The organism is Cognatiluteimonas sedimenti, from assembly GCF_022808325.1.
Classification (GTDB): domain Bacteria; phylum Pseudomonadota; class Gammaproteobacteria; order Xanthomonadales; family Xanthomonadaceae; genus Cognatiluteimonas; species Cognatiluteimonas sedimenti.
The window spans coordinates 51,448-74,061 of the sequence record NZ_JALGCL010000004.1; the positions used below are offsets into that span (position 1 = coordinate 51,448).

Here is a 22,614-nt window from a genome sequence, read left to right on the forward strand (position 1 = left end):
GGACGCGTCAAGCGGGTAACATAGTCGGGCGAAAAGAGTGCGTCAAACCCTTGAATGCGATGGTTTTTCCGAAAGCATTCAGATTAACTTCCAGTTAACGACCCCTTCACAATGCCGGTCACGCTTCGGCGCTGTCCGGTTCCCACGGGATTCCGCGTGAGCGCAGCCGCCGACCTCCCCTCCCACCTGGCCTTGCTGGCCCGCGGCGCCGACGAGATCCTCAAGCGCGAGGAGCTCGAGGCCCGGCTGCGGCGCGGCCGCCCGCTGCGGGTCAAGGCCGGCTTCGACCCGACCGCGCCGGACCTGCACCTCGGCCACACCGTGCTGCTCAACAAGCTGCGCCAGTTCCAGGAGCTGGGCCACCAGGTGGTGTTCCTGATCGGCGATTTCACCGGGATGATCGGCGACCCGACCGGCAAGAACGCCACCCGCAAGCCGCTGACCCGCGAGGACGTCCTGGCCAACGCCCGCACCTACGAGGCGCAGGTGTTCAAGGTGCTCGACCGCGAGCGCACCGAGGTGCGCTTCAACTCCGAGTGGTTCGGCAAGATGTCCGCCGCCGACATGATCCGGCTGGCCGGCCAGCACACCGTCGCGCGCATGCTCGAGCGCGACGATTTCAGCAAGCGCTACGCGGCGCAACAGTCCATCGCGATCCACGAGTTCCTGTATCCACTGGTGCAGGGCTACGACTCGGTGGCGCTGCAGGCCGACGTCGAGCTCGGCGGCACCGACCAGAAGTTCAACCTGCTGATGGGGCGGGGCCTGCAGGAACACTACGGGCAGGAACCGCAGGTGGTGTTGACGATGCCGTTGCTGGAAGGCCTGGACGGCGTGCAGAAGATGTCCAAGTCGCTGGGCAACTACATCGGCATCGACGAGCCGGCGATCGACATCGTCACCAAGGCGATGAAGATCGGCGACGAGCTGATGTGGCGCTGGATCGAGCTGCTGAGCTTCGAGATCGGCATCGACGAGGTCGCGACGCTGAAGCGCGACATCGCGTCCGGTGCGCTCAATCCGCGCGACGTCAAGCTGCGGCTGGCACGCGAACTGGCCGCGCGCTTCCACGGCGCAGGCGCGGCGGAGCACGCGGTCGCCGGCTGGAATGCCGCGGTGCGCGGGCAGGGCGACATCGCGCAACTGCCGCTGCAGGATGTGGCGGTGCCGGCCGAAGGCCTGCGCGTTGCCGCGCTGCTCACCGCCGCCGGGCTGACGCCGAGCAACTCGGAAGCCAACCGCAAGCTCAAGGAGCGTGCGGTGAAGATCGATGGCGAGGTCGTCGAGGATCCGCAGCGCGTGTTCGCGCCGGGGTTCGAGGGCATGCTCGCGGTCGGCAAGCGCACCTTCGCGCGCGTGCGGCTGGTCGCCGCGGCATAGGCGCGCACGACGCGACGCACGCGGCGTATTCCCCGCAACCAATGCGGCGACACGCCTCCGTGACGCCCGTTGCGGCAGGCTGGCGCCATGGACGAGTGGATTGCCGGTTTCGCGCGCCAGGGCTGGCACGACCAGCTCGCGGTGCTGCTCCAGGTCGGCTACGCGATGCTGTTGGGCGGCGCCATCGGCGTGGAGCGCGAACTCAAGAGCCGCCCCGCCGGTTTCCGCACCCACATGCTGGTCGCCGGCGCCGCCGCGTTGCTGGTGGGCCTCGGCGACCTGCTGGCCAACCACTACGAAGCACGGGCGGAGCACGACATCCTGCGGCTCGATGCGATGCGGCTGATCTCGGCGGTGGTTGCGGCGGTCGGCTTCCTCGGCGCCGGCGCGATCTTCCGCCGCAGCGGTGGCGACAGCGTCAGCGGCCTGACCACGGCCGCGTCGCTGCTGATGGCCGCCACCATCGGCATCGCCGCCGGCGTGCACGCCAACCTGCTCGCGCTTGGCGCCACGCTGCTGACGCTGGCAACCCTGGTGGTGTTGAGCTGGATCGAGCGCGGCGCCGGCAAGCGCGACGGCGGGAGCGGGCCGCGGCGCCGCTGACGACCGCCTGCGGTCGCCCCGGGTGCGCTTTCGGATTTCCGCGATGTGCCAGCGTCCGGCGCGGCCGGCCGGGCGTCGTCAGCCGAGCCTGAGCGCCGCCTGCAGCATCAGCCACAGCACGCAGGCGTAGCCGCCGAACCACGCCAGGCTGCGCAATGCGTGGATGCCGGCGATGTAGAACACGCCATGCAGCACCCGCAGCACCACGAAGGCCATCGCCAGCATGGCGATGCGCTGCGGGTCGACGCCGGCCAGCTGCGCCATCAGCACGCTGGCGGCAAACGGCGCGAACGCCTCGAAGGCGTTGAGTTGCGCGGCGTTGGCGCGCTGCGATCGCGGGTTGTCCTGCCGCGCCTGCCAGGCGCGCGGGTCGCGGTTGTCGTAGCGCTGGCCGCTGGCCTTGGCGATCATGACCCAGGCGTAGGGCAGCAGCGCGGCGACCAGGATGCACCAGTAGGCGATGGCCATGGCTCGTTCTCCGGAGGGAATCCGCAGCTTAGCCGAACGCCGCCGGCCTGATGCCCGCGCGGATCGCCCGCAGCGGCGAGGCATCCGGGTGCCGCCTTCATCGCCCTGAAAGCAGGTCGGTCAAGCGCCGGCAATGGGAGCGGCGAGCGGCAAAGCGCACCCTGGACACGCGGGCGGCGCCACCAGGGCGCCGTCCTCGATGACGCATGCCCGGCGTGCTACTTCGCCGGCGCGCCATCCTGCCGGCCGGCGAGGGCCTGGTCGCGCGCGGCCTTGAACGGATTGCCGTCGTACCAGTTCGGCCACTGCCGCGATCCGGCCAGGGTGCGGCCGATCGCGTGCACGGTTTCCAGGTCCTGGACCGCGCCGTCGAGCTTCCAGGTCGACGCGTCGTATTCGTCGCCGGGCTTGTGGTAGCGGTTGTCGTTGTAGTCCTTGGCCGCTGCCTCGCCCGCGGCCTTGCCGCCGTCGACCAGGTCCTCGCCACCGTCGATGTACAGCGCAGGCACCCCGGCCTTGGCGAAGTTGAAGTGGTCGGAACGGAAATAGCCGCCGGCCTCGGGATGGGTCTCGGCGTGCAGCGCGCGGCCCTGTGCCTCGGCGACGGGCTTGAGCAGGTCTTCCAGCTGCGAACTGCCCATGCCGACCACGGTGATGTCGCGACTGCGGCCGTACACGCCCATGGCATCGATGTTGAACACCGCGACCGTGCTGTCCAGCGGGATCGCCGGGTGCGCGACGTAGTACTGCGAGCCGAGCAGGCCGGATTCCTCCAGCGTCACCGCGATGAACAGCAGCGAGCGTTCGGGTTTCGGTTGCTGGTGTGCGAATGCCTCGGCGACCTCGAGGATGCCGGCCACGCCGGTCGCGTTGTCGACCGCGCCGTTGTAGATGTTGTCGCCGTTGCCGTCGGCGCCCGCCTCGCCGGCGTGCTTGCCGAGGTGGTCCCAGTGCGCCATGTAGACGATGGCTTCGTCGGGATGGGTGCTGCCCGGGAGCAGGCCGACGACGTTGCGCGAGGACTTCTCGGCGATCGTGCTCTTCAGGTCCAGCGACAGCGTCGCGTCCATGGGCACCGGCTTGAAACCGCGCTCGTTGGCGGCGGCACGGAGCTTGCCGAGGTCCAGCCCGGCGTCGGCGAACAACATGTTCGCGGCCTCGCCGGTGATCCAGCCCTGCGCCGGTAGCCGCGGCGCCGGGTCGCTGGCGACCGGCAGGTCGTACTGCGTCCCCGACCAGGAACTTCGCACCACGTCCCAGCCGTAGGACGCGCCGGGGGTGTCGTGGATGATCAGAGCGGCGGCGGCGCCCTTGCGCGCGGCTTCCTCGAACTTGTAGGTCCAGCGGCCGTAGTACGTCATCCGCTTGCCTTCGAACAGGCTGTCGTCGCCGGCGTGGAAACCCGGATCGTTGACCAGCATCACCACGGTCTTGCCCTTGACGTCGATGCCGGCGTAGTCGTTCCACTGCTGCTCCGGCGCATCGACGCCGTAGCCGACGAACACCAGCTTGCTGTTGTCGATCTTGACTTCCGGCTGGCCGCTGCGGGTGCCGATCACCATGTCGTCGCCGAACTCGAGCACGTGCGGCTTGCCGGCGACGTCGATCGCGAGCGTGGTGGCCGCGTCGGCGGTGGTCTCCACCATCGGCACGGTCTGGAACCACTGCCCGTGGTTGCCGGGCTGCAGGCCGATGCGCTGCATCTGCGCCTGGATGTATTCGACCGTATTGTCCTCACCCGGCGTGCCCGGGCCGCGGCCTTCGAAGGCGTCGGACGACAGCACCTCGACGTGCCGGGCGAAATCGCCGGCATCGATCGCATCGTGGAAGGCGTAGGCGGCAGCCGCCGTGGCGGGGGCCTTCGCGGCCGGGGGCGGCGACGCCGGCTGGCGGTCGCACGCGCCCAGCGCGGTGGCGGCGACCAGTGCGAGCAGCAGGGGGCGGGAAGTGGACGGATGCGGCATTGCGGAATTCCGGAACCGGTGGAATCCCGATCCTAGCAGCCGCCGTTCGCGCGGGTCGGGCCGGGGAGGCCGCCGACGCCGCCGGCCGGCGGCGTCGGATGCGCCGGTCAGCGCTGCGGCGGCGTCGGCGTCGAGAAGCGCACCACGGTGGCGCCGGTGACGGTGCCGATGCGCGCGCTGTCGTGCACGTACAGGGTCACTTCGCGCTCGAACACCAGCGCGCCTTCGACCACCGCGTCAGGGCCGACCACGATCTTCGGCGGCCGCTGCTTGCCCATGTGCAGCGAGAACCCGTGCCGGTTCGGCTTTTCGACGTGGATCCCGCCCTTGACGTGCGAGCCCACGCCCACGGTGATGTCGCCGCTGACCGTTTCGATGCCGCCGCCCAGGTCGGTGTCGACCAGGCCGATGGCGCCATTGACGGTCGACACGCCGCGCGACACGCGGCTGCCGCGATCCAGGAACACCGAGCCGTTGACGGTCTCGACGCTGCCATCGACCTGCGCGCGCTCGCCCAGGCGGATGCCGCCGTTGACGGTCGACAGGTCGCGCGAGTGGATGTCGTCGGCGCCCTTGATGCCGCCGTTGACGGTTTCGGCGTCGCCCAGCCGCGCGCGGGCTTCCAGGTGGATGCTGCCATTGACGGTTTCCAGGTCGCCGTACTGCTGGCCGGCTTCGGCGGTGATGCTGCCGTTGACCTTATCGATGTCCTGGCCCTGGGCGAAGGCGGGCGTGGCGACCGCGGCGAGGACGGCGAGTGCGATGGCGAGGCGGGTACGGGTCATGGTCTGGTCCAATGGGCAGGGTGTCGTGCTGGGATGCGGCTGCGGCGGCGAGGGTTTAAGCGCGGGTCGCGTGCCACGACTCGGGCAGCATGCGGCGCTTCGCTACAATCGGCCCCTGCCTGAAGTCACCGGATCGATCGCCTTGGCCAGCCCTGCTCCCGTTCCCAAGCCCGTGGTACTGCTGATCCTGGACGGCTGGGGCCATCGCGACGATCCCGCCGACAACGCCCTGGCGCAGGCGCGGCTGCCGCACTGGCGGCGCCTGTGGGACACCTGCCCGCACACGCTGATCGAGACTTCCGGCCGCCATGTCGGCTTGCCGGACGGGCAAATGGGCAATTCCGAAGTCGGGCACATGAACCTCGGTGCCGGGCGCATCGTCTACCAGGACCTGACCCGGATCGATGCCGCAATCGAGGACGGCAGCTTCTTCGACAACCCGGAACTGCGGGCCGCCTGCGCCGCGGTCGTCGATGACGGCGGCACCCTGCATCTGCTCGGCCTGCTGTCGCCCGGCGGCGTACACAGCCACGAGCGCCACCTGTTCGCGATGCTCGAGCTGGCGCATCGCGCCGGGGTGGAGCGCGTGGCGGTGCACGCTTTCCTCGATGGCCGCGACATGCCGCCCAAGTCCGCGTTGCCCAGCCTGGTCGCACTGCAGGACAAATGCGCGCAGCTTGGCAATGCCCGCATCGCCAGCATCGGCGGCCGCTATTACGCGATGGACCGCGACCAGCGCTGGGAACGCCTGCATCGCGCCTGGGATGCGATCGTCGAGGCCCGCGCCGATTACCGCGCGCTGGACGCGCAGGCGGCGCTCGAAGCGGCCTATGCCCGCGGCGAGACCGACGAGTTCGTCGCCCCCACCGTGATCGCGCCGGTCGAGGGCGAACCACGGCCGATGGCCGACGGCGACGCGGTGGTGTTCATGAATTTCCGCGCCGACCGCGCGCGCCAGCTGGCCGCGGCGTTCGTCGATCCCGGGTTCGCCGGCTTCGATGCGCGGCGGCCACGGTTGGCGCGCTTCGTCTGCCTGACCGAATACGACGCGTCGCTGCCGGCGCCGGTGGCGTTCGCGCCGGACAACCTCGCGCACACGCTGGCCGAACTGCTGGCCGAACGCGGCCTCACCCAGTTGCGCATCGCCGAGACCGAGAAGTACGCGCACGTCACCTTCTTCTTCAGCGGCGGCCGCGAGGCGCCGTATCCGGGCGAGGAGCGGATCCTGGTGCCGAGCCCGCGCGTGGCCACCTACGACCAGCAACCGGAGATGAGTTGCCCGGAGGTGACGGCGAAGCTGGTTGCCGCGATCGGGTCGGGGCGTTTCGACGTGATCGTGTGCAACATCGCCAACCCGGACATGGTCGGCCATACCGGCGACCTGCAGGCCGCGATCCGCGCGGCCGAAGCGGTGGACGTCGCGATCGGCGCGGTCAGCGCGGCGGTGCGCGCCGCAGGTGGCGCACTGCTGGTCACCGCCGACCACGGCAACCTGGAAATGATGCGCGACCCGTCCACCGGCCAGCCGCACACCGCGCATACCGTCGGCCCGGTGCCGCTGCTGTACGTCGGTGCCCGCGCTGCGCGGCTGCGCGATGGCGGGGCGCTGCGCGACGTCGCGCCGACGATGCTCGACCTGCTCGGCCTGCCGCAACCGGCGGAGATGACCGGTGCCAGCCTGCTGCGCCGCACCGGCATGGCGGCCGGGGACTGATGCCGCGCGCGCGCACCGGCCTGGCGATGGCGGCGGCGCTGGCGGCGCTGCTGCTCGCATTCGTGGCCGGCGCCCAGAGCAGCCGCGATGCGCAGCGCAAGCTCGACAAGGCGCAGCGCGAGCTCAAGGCGGTGGCCGCCGAACGCCGCAAGATCGAAGGCCAGCGCGGCGACGCGTCGAAACAGCTGCGCGCCGTCGACGAGCAACTCGGCCATTCCAGCCGCGCGCTGCACGACACCGAAGCGCAACTGGCGCGCGAGCAGGCGTCGCTGGCGCAACTGCGGCAGCGGCGCACGGAGATGCAGGGCCGGCTGGGCGCGCAGCGGACCGAGCTGGCGACTTTGTTGCGCGCGGCCTACACCGTCGGCGGCGACGCGCCGCTGAAGCTGCTGCTGGCGCAGGACAAGGTCGCCGACGCCAGCCGCGTGCTCACCTGGCACCGTTACCTGCAACGCGACCGCGCGCAGCGCATCGCCACGCTGGCCGCCGAGTTGCAGGCACTCGAAGCGCTGGAGCAACGCATCGCCGAGCAGCAACGCGCGCTCGACGCCACGCGCGAGCGCCAGCGCGCGCAGCTGGCGCAACTGCAGGGCGACCGCAAGCAGCGTGCACGCACCGTCGCGCAGCTGGACACGCGCTACAAGGACAAGCGCAGCCGCGAGAAGGCGCTGGGCAGCGACGTCGCCGGGCTGAAAAAACTGCTGGCGCAGTTGCGCGCCGCCGCCGCGCGCGCCGAGGCCGAACGCCGCGCCGCCGCCGAACGCGCGGCGCGCGCCGCGCGCGAGGCCGGCAAGACGGGGCCGCGGCCGCCGCCGCCGGTGGTCGCCAACGCCACCCCGGTCCACGTCGGCGGCCTCGGCTGGCCGCTGTCGGGCAACCTGCTGGCCGGCTATGGCGGCACCCTGCCCGACGGCGGCAACAGCTCCGGCCTGCTGATCGGCGCGCCGACCGGTTCCACGGTCAAGGCGGTGGCCAACGGCAAGGTGGTGTTCGCCGACTGGATGAACGGCTACGGCCTGATCCTGATCATCGACCACGGCAACGGCTACATGAGCCTGTATGCGCGCAACGAAGCGCTGTTGCGCGACGCCGGCGACGACGTCAAGCGGGGCGACGCGGTCGCCAGCGTCGGCAGTTCCGGCGGCGCCGGGCCGCCAGCGCTGTATTTCGAACTGCGCCGCAACGGCGACCCGGTCAATCCCAACACCTGGCTGCAGAAACAGTGACCGGGACTGCCCCGGCGCCCACTGCGAACCCGTTCACCCGCGCCGTGGTCTGATGGCCGCTGTCCGCAAGCACCGTCGTTCCGTGCGCAGCGGCCGGCCTGGTTTTCCGCCGCGCACCCGCGTTCATGCTTTCCCAGGCCCCGACACCAGCCAGGCTGAAACAGGCGTCACGCCGCGCAACCGTCCCAGGAGTTCCCGCATGCGCATTGCCCCCTTGTCCCTGCTGCTTGCCACGGCGTTGCTGGCCACGACACTGCTGGTGCCTGCCCATGCGCAGGAAACCCCGCAATCCACCGTGCAGGACGCCCCCGCGCAAGCGCAGCCGCCCGCGCAACAGGCGCTCCCCGAACCGGTGGACGAGCCGGGCGAGGATGCGCGCGCGCAGGCGCAGGAGCGACCCGAAGACATCGCCCCCATCGACGACCCCGACGCCACCGAAAGCGCCGCCAGCAAGGTGCCGCTGGACGAGATCCAGCGGTTCGTCGCCGTCTACAACGCGGTGCGCGAGGCCTACGTCGACCCGGTCGAAGACGACCGGCTGATGCATTCGGCGGTCAGGGGCCTGCTGCTCGACCTCGACCCGCACAGCACCTACTTCGACAAGGACGACGCCCAGGCCTTCGACGAGGAAACCAGCGGCGCCTACGACGGCATCGGCGTGGAAGTGCAGCCGCAGGCCGACGGCACCATCAAGGTGATCGCGCCGATCGACGACACCCCGGCCGCGCGCGCCGGCCTCAAGTCCGGCGACGTCATCATCGCCGTCGACGGCAAGCCGCTGCAGCCCGGCAGTGACGACCAGGGCCCGCTGCGCGGCAAGCCCGGCACCCAGGTGGTGCTGACGCTGGTGCGCGAAGGCACGCCCAGGCCGTTCGACGTGCCGGTGATGCGCGAGACCATCCGCGTCGCCAGCGTGCGCGGGCGCATGCTGGAGCCCGGGTACGGCTACGCGCGCGTGGCCGCGTTCCAGGCCGACACCGCCGCCGATTTCGAGAAGCTGCTGGCGCGCCTGCAGGGCGAATCCGGCAACACGCTGCGCGGCCTGGTGCTGGACCTGCGCAGCAACCCCGGTGGCCTGCTGGTGTCGGCGGTGCAGATCGCCGACGACCTGCTCGAGCGCGGCGAGATCGTCAGCACCCGCGGCCGCACCCGCATCAGCGACACGCAGTTCAGCGCCACCCCCGGCGACCTGCTGCATGGCGCCCCACTGGTGGTGCTGGTGGACGCAGGTTCGGCCAGCGCCGCCGAAGTGCTCGCCGGCGCCCTGGACGACAACAACCGCGCGCGCATCGTCGGCAGCCGCACCTTCGGCAAGGGCTCGGTGCAGACCTTGCTGCCCCTGGACAACGGCGACTCGGTCAAGCTCACCACCGCGCGCTACTACACGCCCAGCGGCAAGTCGATCCAGGCCCGCGGCATCGAGCCCGACGTGGTGCTGCACCCCGCCAATGGCGCGGGCGGCAAGGCCGACTACGCCGAAGCGCTGCTGCCCGGCCACCTGCGCGGCGACGGCGAAGAGGGCGAAGCCGGCAGCAACGCCGGCGACGTGCTCGACGGCGACGCGCCGATCACGGCCGCGCTGGCGGAACTGAAGAAGATGGGTGCCGGCGCCGCGGCGGCGAAGCGCTGACGCGCGCGGCGCGCGTCGATCGATCGGTCAGTCCGGCAGCACGCCGGGCTTGTACTGCGGCTTGCGCAAGACGCGCCCGTGGCTGCGCAGCGACGGCGAAGAAGCGTTGGCGCGCACGCGGCGAACGCGGCCGATGCGCTGCACCGCGAGTTCTTCCGCGATTTCGACGAGGGCGGCACGCGACGCCATCGGGATGTCGCGGAACGCCCGCACCAGGCGCAGTTCGATCGCTTCCTCGACCAGCACGGCATCGGCGGCGGGGATCGAATCCAGTATCTGTTCGTTGCCGAGCGCCATCATCCCGCGGCCGGTTGCCAGCCATTCGAAACTCGTCACCGTCGCGACCGCGATCGCGCGCAAGTGCGCGGCATTCGGGCTCTTGGCGTTGGCGGCTTCCCAATGGCTGACGGCGCTGCGCTGCACGCCGACCGCATGCGCCAGTCCGGCCTGCGACAACCCGGCGTGCCGGCGCGCAAGCCGGATGCGTTGTTCTGGTGTCATGCCCTTCCCCAAGGGTCGTCGCGTTCCCGGCGACGTGGCGACGATACAACAGCTCCCAGCGGCGACCAATAGCCGCTGCAACCCGTGAATCGCGCTGGTCGACCCGGCCGCTGCTCCGATCAACTGCCTGCAAACGGTTACATGACCAAAGGGCTGATGTTGGTCCGTCCCGCACCGGCAAGGCCGGCGAACTGTTGTCGACTCAAATGCGATAGACGCAGCGAATGCATGGCCACTGGATTTGTTGCCGCATCGCCTCCCATGGACTTCCAGCAGGTTTCACCCCGTGACCGATAGTCGCTGCAATCGGGCAATTGCGATGGCCGGTGTACGCCATCGGCATGCAAAACAACGCCCTGCGGTGGCGTGGTGGCGCATGGGCTACCAGCCGTCACCGCAAGGTGGGTTTCCTTCCGGTGCCCGCCGTCACACCTTGTTCGTGACTGGGGATCGCACAAGGGGTCGAGCAATGGGAAGGCTGGGGACAGGGATGGTCGTGGTCGCGTTGTATGCATGCATGGCCAGCCGGCTGGCGCATGCCGACGTGACACCGCAGGACGAATACAACAAGCGCCTGAAAATCTCGCAGGCGATCAGTCCAGGTGGAGAAACGCCCTTCGGCGAGCGCATCAACCTCTATACAGGGGAATTGAGCTTCAGCCAGGTCGACCTGGTTTACGAAGGCATCGGCCCTGCGATCATGGTAAACCGCACAACCGCGACCTCCCAGCAGGACAAGGGTCTGGATCCACCGGCGTTCGGCGTATGGGACCTGTCGATTCCGCGGGTCGAAACCCTGGTGATGGCGCCCGGCGAAGTCGGCGAAAAATGGGGCAGCAGCGCCAATGGCCATGCCCGTTGCAGCCAGTTCGCGGCACCGCCTGCGGCCTCGGACGCATGGTGGCACGGCATGGAACTCGTCTCCGAGGATGGCGAACGCCGCCCGCTGCTCAAGCGAGCGTCGGGATATGACCGGACGCCCGCGATCGTGCTGGGGGGGCACGCGATAGTCTTTACCGGCATCACCGCCGACAACTGGCAAATCGGTTGCCTGGACAGCACCGCCAACGGCCAGGTCGGGGAAGCATTCCTTGCCGTGTCGCCTGGAGGTACGAAGTACTGGCTGGACTACCTGGTTGGCAAGCCGGCCGAATCGGTGCGCGAGATGGACACCGGCGGGCAATGGATCACCACCCGTCGCAGCTTCGCAACCATGTATGTGACCAGGATCGAGGACCGATTCGGCAACTGGCTCAAGTACAGCTACGCCGGAGACAGGCTTTCCAGCATCTCGAGTAGCGACGGACGCTTGGTCTCGCTGGCATGGCGCAGCGATGCGCCCGTGATCCAGTCAATCACGCAGCAGCCCGGAAGCAGTTCGGCCCGCACCTGGCAGTACCAGTATTCCAATGTCACCAGCGACGGTGCCTTTCTGAAGGCGGTCGTGCAGCCGGACGGCTCGCAATGGTCGTTCAATGGCGCCGTCGCGCTTGATGGCGCGCCGACCGACGCGACCTTGAGCGGCATGGGCAGTTGCAGCGTCCGTGACGCCACCGGCTTCATGCAGCAGCCCAGCATCTACACCGCCACCATCACCGCGCCAAGCGGCGCCATTGGGAAGTTCGAGCGGAAGGCCATCTGGCACGGCCGCAGCTACGTGTATAGCGAGTGCGTGGATTACAACAACGGGACGCCACCATACGAGGCGATACCGCCCATTTTCGGCACGTATGCACTCGTCAAGCGCACGATCTCCGGGCCGGGGATGGCCGCTTCGACGTGGACTTATGCCTATGCCCCGGCCCTTGGCAGCACGCTGGCGGATGCTTGCGTCGCCGGCGGATGCCAGAGCCTGGCCTATGTCGACATCACCGACCCGGGCCATAACCGGACGCGGCATACCTACAGCACCCGTGCCGGGGCGCCCAACCCAAAGCGATGGATGCCCGACGAGGGCAGGCAAACCCGGATCGACTTCTACCAGGGGGCATCCACCTTGTTGCGCAGCGAAACATTCGAATATGCGGCGCCGGACGGCGGCCCATATCCGGCACGGATCGGCAGCAGCCTGGTGGGTGGCAGCAGCAATGCCGTCAAGCTGGAAACCTGGGCGCCGCTGAAGAAAAAGCAGGTCACCCAGCAGGGGGAGGACTTCACATGGACGGCCACCGCGTTTGACAGTTTCGCGCGCCCAGTATCGGTGAACCGCGACAGCAGCCTGAGCGTCATGCGCACCGAGGTTACCGCGTACCACGACAACCCTGATGAGTGGGTGCTGGGGCAGGTGGCCTCGACCACGGTGAACGGCATCCAGAGCGCGCGCACCGACTACGATTCGCGCGACCTGCCGTGGAAGAGTTGGGCTTTCGGCAAGCTGCAGCAGACGATGACGTATCACGCCAATGGCGAACTGGAAACGGTCGCGGACGGGCGCGGCCAGGCCACCACGCTCGACGGGTGGCAGCGTGGCATTCCCACGGAGATCCGTTTCCCGGCCACGCCCGAGGCTCCGGAGGGCGCCGTGATGTCGGCCGAAGTCGACGACTTCGGCGAGATCACGGCGGTGACCGACGAGACAGGAGCCACCACCCGCTACCAGCACGACGCAATGGGACGGTTGGCTCGGATCACCTATCCGACCGACGACCAGCGCACCTGGCACGACACCACCATGGGGTTCCTGCGCGTCGGCGCAAGCGAATACGGAGTTGCTGCCGGGCACTGGCGGCGCACGGTCGCCAATGGCTACCAGCGCACGATCACGTATTACGACGCACTCTGGCGCCCGGTGTTGACGCGGGAGTACGACACCAGCGACGTGGGCGACACCGATCGTTACCTGGCCACCTCCTATGCACCCAGCGGCCAGGCGGACTACACCGCGTATGCAACGAACGTGGCGCCGAAGATGGACAGCGGCTTCTGGCTCAGCTCCGCAAGCGCGGGATTGATGCCGACCGAGCCTGACTATCCGCCCCCACCGGATGGAGGCGATACCGGCGGTGGCTCCGGCGGTGGTACGGGAGGCGGTACAGGGGGCGATCCGGGCGACGGCACGGGCGGCGGTACCGGCGGCGGTACGGGCGGAACCGGAGGGTCTACGCCTACGGCATCAACCCTGCCTGGCGTCCACACCTTCTACGATGCCCTGGGACGGGTGACCAAGGTCAAGCAGGATTCGGAACTCGGCACGCTGGTCACGAGTACTGCTTACCTGGACGGCTTCCAGACGCGCACCACCAATCCGCGCAACATCGCCACCACGGTCACGCAGTACCAGGCCTGGGACCAGCCTACGACCGAGTCACCGCTGGCCATCACGGCAGCGGCGGGGGCGATGACGCAGATCGCCCGAGACGTCTTCGGCAAGCCGCTATGGATCAATCGCAGCACGTCTGGCGACGGCGTCAGCCAGACCCGCAACTATTTCTATGACGCCTATCAGCGCCTGTGCAAGGTTACGGAACCGGAGACCGGAGCCACCCTGATGGGCTATGACGCCGCCGGCAACCAGGCCTGGAGTGCTACCGGGCTGGCGGCTTCCACGTCTTGCGATACGGATGCCATCCCGCCCGCGGCGCTGCAGTCGGTGGCGGTGCTGCGGGGTTACGACGCTCGCAACCGGGTCAGCACGCTGCGCTTCCCCGACGGGCTGGGCGACCAGGACTGGAGCTGGACCGCCGATGGCCTGCCCGACACGATCGTCACCTGGAACGGTCCCGCGCATACCGGGCGTGTGGCCAACGCCTACGCCTACAACCGGCGCCGCTTGCTTACCGGGGAGTCCAGCACGCACGCCGACGGCCGGATCTGGTCGGTGGGCTACGGATTCGATGCCAGTGCCCACCTGGCGAGCCAGACATACCCGGACGGTCGCGTCGTGCAGTACGCGCCCAATGCGCTCGGGCAGCCAACCGGCGTCACCGGGGGTGTGTGGGGCGTCACGTACTACCCCGATGGCGCCCTGAAATCGTTCAACTACGGCAACGGCGAGCACCACGCCATGACCCAGAACCTGCGCGGCCTGCCCGAGCGCAGCCGCGATACCTACGTGGCCAGCGACGGCAGCACCGTGGCCATCCTGGACGACGCCTACGACTACGATGCCAACGGCAACGTGGCGGCGATCACCGACGGCGCCACCGGCCGCAACCAGCGCGGCAACCGCGACATGGCGTACGACGGGCTGGACCGGCTCACCGACGTGAGTTCGCCGACGTACGGCAGCACCGGCGCCCACTACGGCTACGACGCGCTGGACAACCTGACCCATGTCGTCGCGCCGGGGCGCAACCACTACTACTGCTACGACGGCAGCAACCGCCTGACCAACGTCAAGACCGGCAGCTGCAGCGGCACTTCTGTGATTGGCCTGGGATACGACCCACGGGGCAACCTGTCCAACAAGGACGGTACCCGTTACGCATTCGATTACGGCAACCGGCTGCGGGCCGTGGAGTACGCAGGCAGTGCGGTCGAGGCGTACCAGTATGACGGCTACGGCCGTCGGGTACTGGCGACCAGTGCCGCCGGCACCATCGCGTCGTTCTACAGCCGCGACGGGCAATTGCTGTACCAGGACAACAGCCGCGATGGCCAGACCCACAGCTACCTGTACCTGGCCGGGAGCCTGGTCAACGACTTCACCCACGACACGGCCACGGGCGCCAACGCCAACCGCTACCAGCACACCGACGCGCTCGGCAGCCCGGTGGCGGTGACCAACGGCCCGCACGCGGTGCTGGAGCGGAGCGAGTACGAGCCCTACGGCAAGCTGCTCAACCGGCCGCTGATGGATGGACCAGGCTATACCGGCCACGTCCGTGACGCGGCGACGGGACTGAGTTACATGCAGCAGCGCTATTACGATCCGCAGATAGGTCGGTTCTTGTCTGTGGATCCGGTGGCCGCATATTCGAAGAAGGGAATCCTGTTCAATCGCTATTGGTACGCTAACAACAATCCCTATCAGTTCACAGATCCTGATGGTAGAGCAGCCATTATGACAAAAATGAAGGATGGAAGTTTGAAGATTGAAGTGCCTGCAGTGTTTAAGGGTGCTGAGGCAACTAAGGAAAATATTGATGCACTGAAATCGCAAGTTTCGAGTCTTTCTGGCACCTATAAGGTTGCCGGGAAAGACACGAAAGTTACATTCATTCTGACGGATTCCAACAAGAGCACGCCTCGTGCCGCTAGAAACACCATCATTTTGCAAGCTGGTCCTACGGATCGCGCGTCCGGTTTGAGTTATGCGACGACATCAAGTCCATGGAGTACTAATTTTAATACCGTGAAAATTGATGTTCTAGATCGTTTCGTCTCAAACGGCGTTGGTGCTCACGAGATATTGCATGTGGCTGGCGCAGAAGATAAGAAGGGTGTTCCTGGTTGGGATGGAAACATAATGAAGACAGTTCCAGGAAAACTCGAAGATCGAAACTTCGATGAGATCATGAATTACAAACAGAATGTCATTAGGAATGAGGAGGAATAGAGTAATGAAGTTGTTCAGGCAGTTTTTCATCCTCTCGTGCTTCATGTTTTTTACGCTAACAAGTGCTCGCGCAAATGAGCGGGACTTGACGGCCTATCCATGCACCGTTTTTGCGCCGCATGTTTGTTTTCGGCTTCCTTCCGCAACAGAGGTTTTATATTCTGTTCCGGCGGATGTGCACTCCTTCGAAATTAGGAGAGGTGAGAGGCTTCTTGCGACCGCGTTTGTCAATGAGTCGCGGGAGACTTCATTAGGCTCTTATCTAATGAAAATAAAGGTCTCTGGGTGGGATGTGGCAGGAAAAATAAATGAAAGTGATGGGGCAAGGGTGATTGTCATGCTTCCCTCGCGGCAGAGAGAGCCGGTAGTAGAAGTCCGTATTGAGCCAAGCGAGGGGCTTGATCCGGATGTCTCTGGATTTTTGTCCAGCTTTCGCCCCTGCTCGCCAATCAAGTCAGGAGGTCAAAAATGTCCGATGGACCCTGCTTTTGGCCGGTCTATAAGGGATGTAGCGAGGGATCTCTTTTCGCAAAAGTAGCAAGTGTCAGGGAGTAACGGGGGCAGGTTCACTTCTTGGTCGCCCAGAACGCACATGGCCGAAAACACGGGTCAGCGACGAATCAGGGGTCAGAGTAGTTTTCAAAAAAGCAGACAAGAACAAGCGGGCAAAATAGCCAAGAGAACATAGGATCAGAGTACTTATTTACCCGCAGATCAATCGGTGGGGGTAGCGTCGCGCGGCTCCCCGTGCTGCCCCGGAACGCAAAGACTTTTCACCCTTCACTCTTCGGAAGACTCGATGCAAAAAGGAGCATTGCCGGCACTGCTGATGCTATGCGCCGCGACCATGACCGCCTCCGCTCAGCAGCATGCCGCGCCGGCACAACTCCCGGTTCCTGCATGGGCGACCGAGCCCACGCTGCTCGATACCGTGGTGGTCAGCGGCCGCGTCGGCGGGCCGGGCCTGTGGCAGGCCTACAAGGACGACGGACACGACCTGTGGATCATGGGTACGCTCTCGCCCTTGCCATCAGGCATCGAATGGGATGCCTCCGAAGTGCGCGACCTGGTTGCCCGGTCGCAGGCGGTGATCTGGGCGCCGATTTACAGCGTCAACGTGCACGCCAACCTGTTCCAGCAGGCCATGCTGGGCATCAAGTACCTGGGCGCAAAGAAGAACCCGGACGGCCGGACGCTGGGGGAAGTGCTGCCACCGGAGCTGTACGCGCGCTGGTTACAGGCGAAGGCCAGGTACCTCCCGCACAACGCCAGGGTCGAGCGAAAGCGGCCGATCGTCGCCGCGCAGGCGTTGCTGGAGGCCGCGATGCAGCAGGCACACCTGAGCGACAAGCCGATCGTCTATCCGGCGCTGGAAGACACCATCAAGGCGCATGCAGTCAGGAGCGTCCTGCCGCGGGTGGAGGTGGAGGTCAGCAATGCCACGGCCAAGGCCGCGCTGGCCGAGCTTCGTAGCCGGCAGTTGAGTGACGCGGCATGCCTGGCCGCCACCCTGGATGCCGTGGAAACCGACCTGCCGAGGATGATCACCAATGCCAACGCCTGGGCCAATGGCGAGATCTCTCGGTTTCAGTTCGAGGCACTCGGGCGCAGTAGCGCCGCCTGTTCGGATGCGCTGGTCGACCCGGAATTCTCGGCAAAGTATGGCCTGCCGAACATCGAGGACAGCGCTGCGGCACGCTGGATGAGCGAGGCAACAGCAGCGCTCGCCAGCAATATGTCCACCGTTGCATTCGTACCGATGGAGCACCTGGTCGGCCCCGACAACTATCTCGACCAACTGCGCGCACGCGGTTACACGGTCAACGGGCCCTGAGGAGATTCCGGCCCAACAGACGGCTCGGTGCCGCGGTGACCGCTGCGCTGGCTTCGTCACGGCCGTGCCAGTTGTGACTGCCGTGGGTGTAGCGAGACGCTGGCGAGCCCAACGGCGTTCTCGCCATCTTCCGGTTGACCCGCTTCAGGAGGCTTTTCATGGATGCACGCATTCAACTGCAAACGTTCCTAGCCGCGATAGGCTTGCTGGCATGCGGCGCTGCCTGCGGCGGCGTGATCGAGCGGGCGGGCACACCCGGCGCCTGGGGCGGCAAGTTCATCAGCTGCCATGCGCCGGAGGCGACCCTCGGCGTGGTGCGCGGCGCGCGATCGACGACGGTCTATCAGGCCACCGCCAAGGGCATCGACTGGAAGTATGTCCTTCCGCAAACCGTCGGCAAGAGCGACCAGATCTGGGCTGCGCCGGATGGCAAGGGCGCCGTCATCGCGGTGACGATGCATCAAAAGGGATCAAGCCGGAACTTCCACGTCTCGGAGGCCGGCCCGGTCGAAGTCGACGGCGGATTGGTGGCCGTCGACTACCAGGCCGATCGGGTCATGATCGTGACGTCTGCGCCCCGGCTGGCGCACACCTACAGGGTCCGGGTGTTCGAGCGGTCCCCTTGGAAGCTGGTCGGTGATTCCACCTTCACCTCCGACTTCGGCGACGGCTTCCGCCGTTTCAGCGTCCGCCTGACGCGTGACGGCCAGTCGTATTACTACCTGGATGGCGCGATGGCGCCGACCGTGCGCGATGCGATCGCTGGCCAGGAAGTCCCCCTCGGCTTCGAGTTCGCGCCCGGCGGCATCGACGACCTGCTGCTGTATTCCGACGCAGACGGCTTTGCTGTCATGGGCAACCGCCTCTATGCGCTGCGCCCGAACCACGCCCTGGAGGTGGTTCCCGTGCCGGGCAGGCAATACGTCGACAGCCTGTTGGAAACCGGCGACGCGCGCCTGCAGCCGGTCAGGTTCGCGTACGGGTGGGGCATGCTCGACCGGCAGGCCCGGCGCTGGCGGATGGTGTCCGACGATCCGGTCAGCGCCATCCATAGCCAGGGCGCGATGCTGACGGTGGTCAACAGCCCGGTTGGGAAAGATTCGGTGGAGGTCTTCGACTTTTCCGGCAGTACGCCGGCGCTGGTTGCCACCGCGGACAAGCCCGGCCCTGCGCAGGCAGTCGTCTGCGCGAACCCGTACGGCTACATGCGCTATGCGGACGGCGCGTTCTCATGGCATCGTCTCGACCGGTGACGCGCGCTCGCGCGTCGATCGAGTGAGCGCCTGCCAGCGCGGCGAATGGCGCCGGCAGTCAAGGGATCGGTTTGGCTGCCGGCGCCGCCTCGCCCGTGGGTGACGCCGCGGTGGCGCCGAACGCCGACTTGTACCCGGTGGCCTCCTCCGCGGGTTCCGGCCGGCCTTCCGCATCCAGGCCGTCGACGCGCGCGCCGGCGAGTTCGTCGCGGTCGCCGCCCGGCGGGTGCGGGCCTTCCAGGCGGATGCGCAGGCCGAGGTCGGTGCGCGAATCGGCGTTGTCCATCGCCTCGTCGTAGCTGATCCGGCCGGCGGCGTAGAGCCGGTAGATCGACTCGTCGAAGGTGAGCATGCCCAGTTCGAAACTCTGTTTCATCGCATCGCGGATCGCGGCGATCTCGCCCTTCTCGATCAGTTCGGCGACGAACGGGCTCCACAGCAGGATTTCCACGGCCGGCAGGCGGCGGCCGTCGACGCCGCGCAGCAGGCGCTGCGAGATCACCGCCTTCAGGTTGAGCGACAGGTCGACGAAAAGCTGGTGGTGGGTGCTGTCGGGGAAGAAGTTGATGATGCGGTCCAGGGTCTGGCTGGCGCTGTTGGCGTGCAGCGTGGCCAGGCAGAGGTGGCCGGTCTCGGCGTAGGCGATCGCCGCCTGCATCGTTTCCTGGTCGCGGATCTCGCCGATCATCAGTACGTCGGGCGCCTCGCGCATGGTGTTGCGCAGGGCGTTGGCGTAGCTCCGGGTGTCCAGCCCGACCTCGCGCTGGTCGACGATCGACTTCTTGTGGGTGTGGATGTATTCGATCGGATCCTCGACGGTGAGGATGTGCACCGCGTGCTGGGTGTTGAGGTGGTCGATCAACGAGGCCAGCGTGGTCGACTTGCCGGCGCCCGCGGCGCCGACCACCAGCACCAGCCCGCGTGGCGCCAGCGCCAGGTCGTCCAGCACCGGCGGCAGGTTGAGTTGCTCCAGCGTCGGGATCTGGCTGGTGATGTAGCGCACGGCGATCGCCGGGTTGCCGCGCTGGCGATAGAGGTTGACGCGGACGCGGCCGGCGTCGGCCATGTCGATGGCCAGATTCATCTCCATCGTGTCCTCGAACTCGCGTTGCTGGCGCTCGTTCATCGCCTGCATCGCCAGCGCGTTGATCACGTCCGCCGTCAGCGGCGGTGCGTCCAGCGGGGCGAGGATGCCGTCGATCTTCAGCGCCGGCGGTGCGCCGACCGAAAAGAACAGGTCGGAAGCCTTGGCGTCCACCATCTGGCGCAGGGAGTCGTGCAGTGGCGTGTTCATGTGCGTTGCCTTGCCGCCTGCGGGCGGCCACCGGTGATCGGGGACGATGTGGACCAGGGCTGCGCCCCGTGATCGATCGCTTCGTGCAGCCGAGCCTGTGCCGATCGCGGCCGCGGCGTCCTGACCTGGATCAACGATGAGCGCGGTCTGTCGCAGCCAGGCGATGAAGGCGTCCGCGTGGCGCCCGGCGCAGGCATCGCCCGTGGCCTGCTTGGCCGTTCCCGCCTTCCTTTTTCGTGTCGCGGCTGCGAGCGCAGAAGTTAAAAAACCGTTCGCCGCAAAATCGAAATGTGACGCTTGCACGGTTTAACAAGTCGGTATAGCGTCGGGGGACGGTCGGGATTGGTCGCAGCCCAGCAGCCGTGAGTCAGGGGACTTGCCGCCGCCATGGTGGTCATGGCGGTGGTCCATCAACTTTGCTGGGGAGAACCCAAAGATGTCGCACGATTCGAACAATCGCATGCGCACGCATGCGCTTTTCACCGGGATCACGGTCGCGCTGTCCGCGCTGGTCCTGGTGCCGGCCTACGCCGCCAACCGCGTGGACCTGCACGGCCTCAACGTCGCCAAGGTCAACAGCCAGAAGGCGACGCTGGTTTCCGGCACCACCAGCCAGCGCCATGCGCGGATGCTGGGCATGGATCGCGAGTCCGGCCTGGTCGCGCTCAGGAAGGCGAGCATCGCCAGCAATGGCGCCCGCAACTACCGCTACCAGCAGACGTTCCGCGGCATCCCGGTATTCGGTGAACACGTGATCGTCAGCGAGAAGAAGGACGGCGCGGTGCGGCTGCTGTACGGGCGCATGGTCACCGGCCTTGCCAGCGAGCTGCCGTCGGTCGCCGCGCGCGTGCCCAAGAGCCAGGCGCTGGTGCTGGCCAAGCGCGCCGCGCTCGGCAACCGCGTGACCGCGATGCGCACCCGCAACGAGAAGGTGCGGCAGATGATCTACGTGGACGCCGGCAACCGCGCCCACCTGAGCTGGGTGGTCGACTTCTTCGCCGACACCGCCACCGGCGGGTCGCCCACGCGCCCGCAGCTGATCCTCGACGCCAACACCGGCAAGGTGCTCAAGCGCTGGGAAGGCCTGACCACCGACCTGGTCGGCACCGGCCCCGGCGGCAACAACAAGACCGGGCAGTACGAGTACGGCACCGACTACGGCTTCAACGACGTGGCGGTCAGCGGCGCCAACTGCACCATGAACAACGCCAACGTGCGTTCGATCGACCTCGACGGTCCGGGCGGCAACAGCAACAACACGCCGTTCGTCTATGCCTGCTATCGCAATACCTACAAGACCATCAATGGCGGCTTCTCGCCGATCAACGACGCGCACTTCTTCGGCGGCGTGGTCTACAACATGTATGCCGACTACCTGGCCGAGGCGCCGCTGACTTTCCAGCTGACGATGAAGGTGCACTACGGCACCGCCTACCAGAACGCGTTCTGGGACGGTTCGTCGATGACCTTCGGCGATGGCGGCAGCACGTTCTATCCGCTGGTCGGCCTGGACGTGTCCGCGCACGAGGTGTCGCACGGCTACACCGAGCAGAACTCGGGCCTGATCTACGACAACCAGTCCGGCGGCATGAACGAGGCGTTCTCGGACATGGCCGGCGAGGCCGCCGACATGTATTTCCGCGGCGCCGCCGATTTCGAGGTGGGCGCGGAGATCTTCAAGGCCGCGGGCGAGGCGCTGCGCTACATGTACGACCCGCCGCTGGATGGCATCTCGATCGACAACTTCGCCGACTACAACGACAACATCGACGTCCACTACAGCTCCGGCATCTACAACAAGGCCTTCTGGGCCCTGGCGACGACGGCGGGCTGGGACGTGGAGTCGGCGTTCCGCGTGTTCGCCAACGCCAACCGCGACTACTGGGTCCCGGACGAGACCATGGCCGGCGGCGCCTGCAAGGTCGAACAGGCCGCGATCGACAACGGCTACGACGACACCGACGTGGCGGCGGCGTTCGCGGTGGTGGGCCTGGCCTGCGGCGGTGGAAGCACCCAGACCTACACCAACGACAACAACTACAGCATCCCCGACCGCGGCCAGGCCAACAGCCCGATCGCGGTGTCCGGGCGCAGCGGCAACGGCCAGTCCAGCACCCCGGTGCACGTGGAGATCCTGCACAGCAACCGCGGCCAGCTGACGGTCACGCTGGTGGCCCCGGACAACAGCAAGTACCGGCTCAAGGCCCGCAGGCCGCGGGACACGGCCGACAACGTCAACGCGACCTACCAGGTGAACCTGTCGGGCGAGCCGTTGAACGGCACCTGGAAGCTGAAGGTGGTCGACTCGGTCACCGGCGAAACCGGCTACATCGACACCTGGAGCATCACCTTCTGACCCACCGGCATCCGGCCGGGACCGCGTTCCCGGCCGGATGCACGACAGGTATCAGCGGGTTTCATCGGCCGGAGGGGGCGCGAGCACCTTCCGGCTTTTTCGTTTGGCC

At 67.2% G+C, this 22,614-nt stretch carries 13 protein-coding genes and 2 pseudogenes; 10 read left to right on the forward strand and 5 right to left on the reverse strand.

The window, feature by feature from the left end:
* The first annotated feature begins 156 nt into the window (after positions 1–156).
* Together tyrS and MQC88_RS11040 are read left to right on the forward strand one after the other, a co-directional pair.
* Positions 157–1,380 carry a tyrosine--tRNA ligase gene (gene tyrS, locus MQC88_RS11035; protein ID WP_243322029.1) on the forward strand — a complete coding sequence of 408 codons (1,224 nt, stop codon included), beginning with the start codon at positions 157–159 and terminating at the stop codon, positions 1,378–1,380.
* Between the two features lie 87 nt (positions 1,381–1,467).
* Positions 1,468–1,983, forward strand: coding sequence for an MgtC/SapB family protein (locus MQC88_RS11040; protein WP_243322032.1), 516 nt, complete (start codon positions 1,468–1,470; stop codon positions 1,981–1,983).
* Between the two features lie 78 nt (positions 1,984–2,061).
* Here MQC88_RS11040 and MQC88_RS11045 read toward each other — a convergent pair whose 3' ends face one another.
* The 3 genes from MQC88_RS11045 to MQC88_RS11055 form a co-directional block, all read right to left on the reverse strand.
* The gene (locus MQC88_RS11045) at positions 2,062–2,451 is read right to left on the reverse strand and encodes an MAPEG family protein (protein WP_243322034.1); all 390 of its coding nucleotides are present in this window, start codon (positions 2,449–2,451) and stop codon (positions 2,062–2,064) included.
* Between the two features lie 218 nt (positions 2,452–2,669).
* Positions 2,670–4,415 carry a M28 family metallopeptidase gene (locus MQC88_RS11050; RefSeq protein ID WP_243322035.1) on the reverse strand — a complete coding sequence of 582 codons (1,746 nt, stop codon included), beginning with the start codon at positions 4,413–4,415 and terminating at the stop codon, positions 2,670–2,672.
* A 107-nt stretch (positions 4,416–4,522) separates the two neighbouring features.
* Positions 4,523–5,200, reverse strand: a complete 678-nt coding sequence (locus MQC88_RS11055; RefSeq protein WP_243322037.1) for a DUF4097 family beta strand repeat-containing protein — start codon at positions 5,198–5,200, stop codon at positions 4,523–4,525.
* A 142-nt stretch (positions 5,201–5,342) separates the two neighbouring features.
* On the opposite strand from MQC88_RS11055, the gene gpmI reads away from it, so the two are divergent.
* The 3 genes and pseudogenes from gpmI to MQC88_RS11070 all read left to right on the forward strand — a co-directional run.
* On the forward strand, positions 5,343–6,914 hold the full coding sequence (gpmI, locus tag MQC88_RS11060) for a 2,3-bisphosphoglycerate-independent phosphoglycerate mutase (protein ID WP_243322040.1): 1,572 nt from the start codon (positions 5,343–5,345) through the stop codon (positions 6,912–6,914).
* Positions 6,914–8,140 carry a murein hydrolase activator EnvC family protein gene (locus MQC88_RS11065; protein ID WP_425491625.1) on the forward strand — a complete coding sequence of 409 codons (1,227 nt, stop codon included), beginning with the start codon at positions 6,914–6,916 and terminating at the stop codon, positions 8,138–8,140. Before gpmI ends, MQC88_RS11065 begins: the two co-directional genes overlap by 1 nt.
* A gap of 199 nt (positions 8,141–8,339) precedes the next feature.
* Positions 8,340–9,758 (forward strand): annotated as a pseudogene (locus MQC88_RS11070) (S41 family peptidase); the annotation flags it as partial.
* A gap of 39 nt (positions 9,759–9,797) precedes the next feature.
* On the opposite strand, the gene MQC88_RS11075 reads toward MQC88_RS11070, so the two are convergent.
* A complete protein-coding gene (locus MQC88_RS11075) occupies positions 9,798–10,271 on the reverse strand; it encodes a helix-turn-helix domain-containing protein (protein WP_243322041.1) in 474 nt (157 codons plus the stop codon).
* Positions 10,272–10,788: 517 nt separating this feature from the next.
* On the opposite strand from MQC88_RS11075, the gene MQC88_RS11080 reads away from it, so the two are divergent.
* From MQC88_RS11080 to MQC88_RS11095, 4 genes are all read left to right on the forward strand, one after another.
* Positions 10,789–15,768 (forward strand): RHS repeat domain-containing protein, encoded by a 4,980-nt coding sequence (locus MQC88_RS11080; RefSeq protein WP_243322043.1) that lies wholly within the window; start codon positions 10,789–10,791, stop codon positions 15,766–15,768.
* A 4-nt stretch (positions 15,769–15,772) separates the two neighbouring features.
* Complete coding sequence (locus tag MQC88_RS11085) at positions 15,773–16,306, forward strand: hypothetical protein (protein ID WP_243322044.1); 534 nt, start codon at positions 15,773–15,775, stop codon at positions 16,304–16,306.
* Positions 16,307–16,615: 309 nt separating this feature from the next.
* The gene (locus MQC88_RS11090; protein WP_243322047.1) at positions 16,616–17,602 is read left to right on the forward strand and encodes a TraB/GumN family protein; all 987 of its coding nucleotides are present in this window, start codon (positions 16,616–16,618) and stop codon (positions 17,600–17,602) included.
* A gap of 158 nt (positions 17,603–17,760) precedes the next feature.
* Positions 17,761–18,855, forward strand: coding sequence for a hypothetical protein (locus MQC88_RS11095; protein ID WP_243322049.1), 1,095 nt, complete (start codon positions 17,761–17,763; stop codon positions 18,853–18,855).
* A 184-nt stretch (positions 18,856–19,039) separates the two neighbouring features.
* Here MQC88_RS11095 and MQC88_RS11100 read toward each other — a convergent pair.
* A pseudogene (locus tag MQC88_RS11100) lies at positions 19,040–20,149 on the reverse strand (PilT/PilU family type 4a pilus ATPase); the annotation flags it as partial.
* Positions 20,150–20,585: 436 nt separating this feature from the next.
* Between MQC88_RS11100 and MQC88_RS11105 the strand changes: the two are divergent.
* Positions 20,586–22,505, forward strand: coding sequence for a M4 family metallopeptidase (locus MQC88_RS11105; RefSeq protein ID WP_243322052.1), 1,920 nt, complete (start codon positions 20,586–20,588; stop codon positions 22,503–22,505).
* Positions 22,506–22,614 lie beyond the last annotated feature (109 nt).

What these genes read in the sequence shown, in the direction of transcription:
- MQC88_RS11065 (WP_425491625.1), top strand. Translation starts at nt 6,914, where the DNA reads ATGCCGCGCGCGCGCACCGGCCTGGCGATGGCGGCGGCGCTGGCGGCG.
- MQC88_RS11095 (WP_243322049.1), top strand. Translation starts at nt 17,761, where the DNA reads ATGGATGCACGCATTCAACTGCAAACGTTCCTAGCCGCGATAGGCTTG.
- MQC88_RS11040 (WP_243322032.1), top strand. Translation starts at nt 1,468, where the DNA reads ATGGACGAGTGGATTGCCGGTTTCGCGCGCCAGGGCTGGCACGACCAG.
- MQC88_RS11085 (WP_243322044.1), top strand. Translation starts at nt 15,773, where the DNA reads ATGAAGTTGTTCAGGCAGTTTTTCATCCTCTCGTGCTTCATGTTTTTT.
- MQC88_RS11090 (WP_243322047.1), top strand. Translation starts at nt 16,616, where the DNA reads ATGACCGCCTCCGCTCAGCAGCATGCCGCGCCGGCACAACTCCCGGTT.
- MQC88_RS11045 (WP_243322034.1), bottom strand. Translation starts at nt 2,451, where the DNA reads ATGGCCATCGCCTACTGGTGCATCCTGGTCGCCGCGCTGCTGCCCTAC.
- MQC88_RS11075 (WP_243322041.1), bottom strand. Translation starts at nt 10,271, where the DNA reads ATGACACCAGAACAACGCATCCGGCTTGCGCGCCGGCACGCCGGGTTG.
- MQC88_RS11080 (WP_243322043.1), top strand. Translation starts at nt 10,789, where the DNA reads ATGGCCAGCCGGCTGGCGCATGCCGACGTGACACCGCAGGACGAATAC.
- MQC88_RS11055 (WP_243322037.1), bottom strand. Translation starts at nt 5,200, where the DNA reads ATGACCCGTACCCGCCTCGCCATCGCACTCGCCGTCCTCGCCGCGGTC.
- MQC88_RS11050 (WP_243322035.1), bottom strand. Translation starts at nt 4,415, where the DNA reads ATGCCGCATCCGTCCACTTCCCGCCCCCTGCTGCTCGCACTGGTCGCC.
- MQC88_RS11105 (WP_243322052.1), top strand. Translation starts at nt 20,586, where the DNA reads ATGTCGCACGATTCGAACAATCGCATGCGCACGCATGCGCTTTTCACC.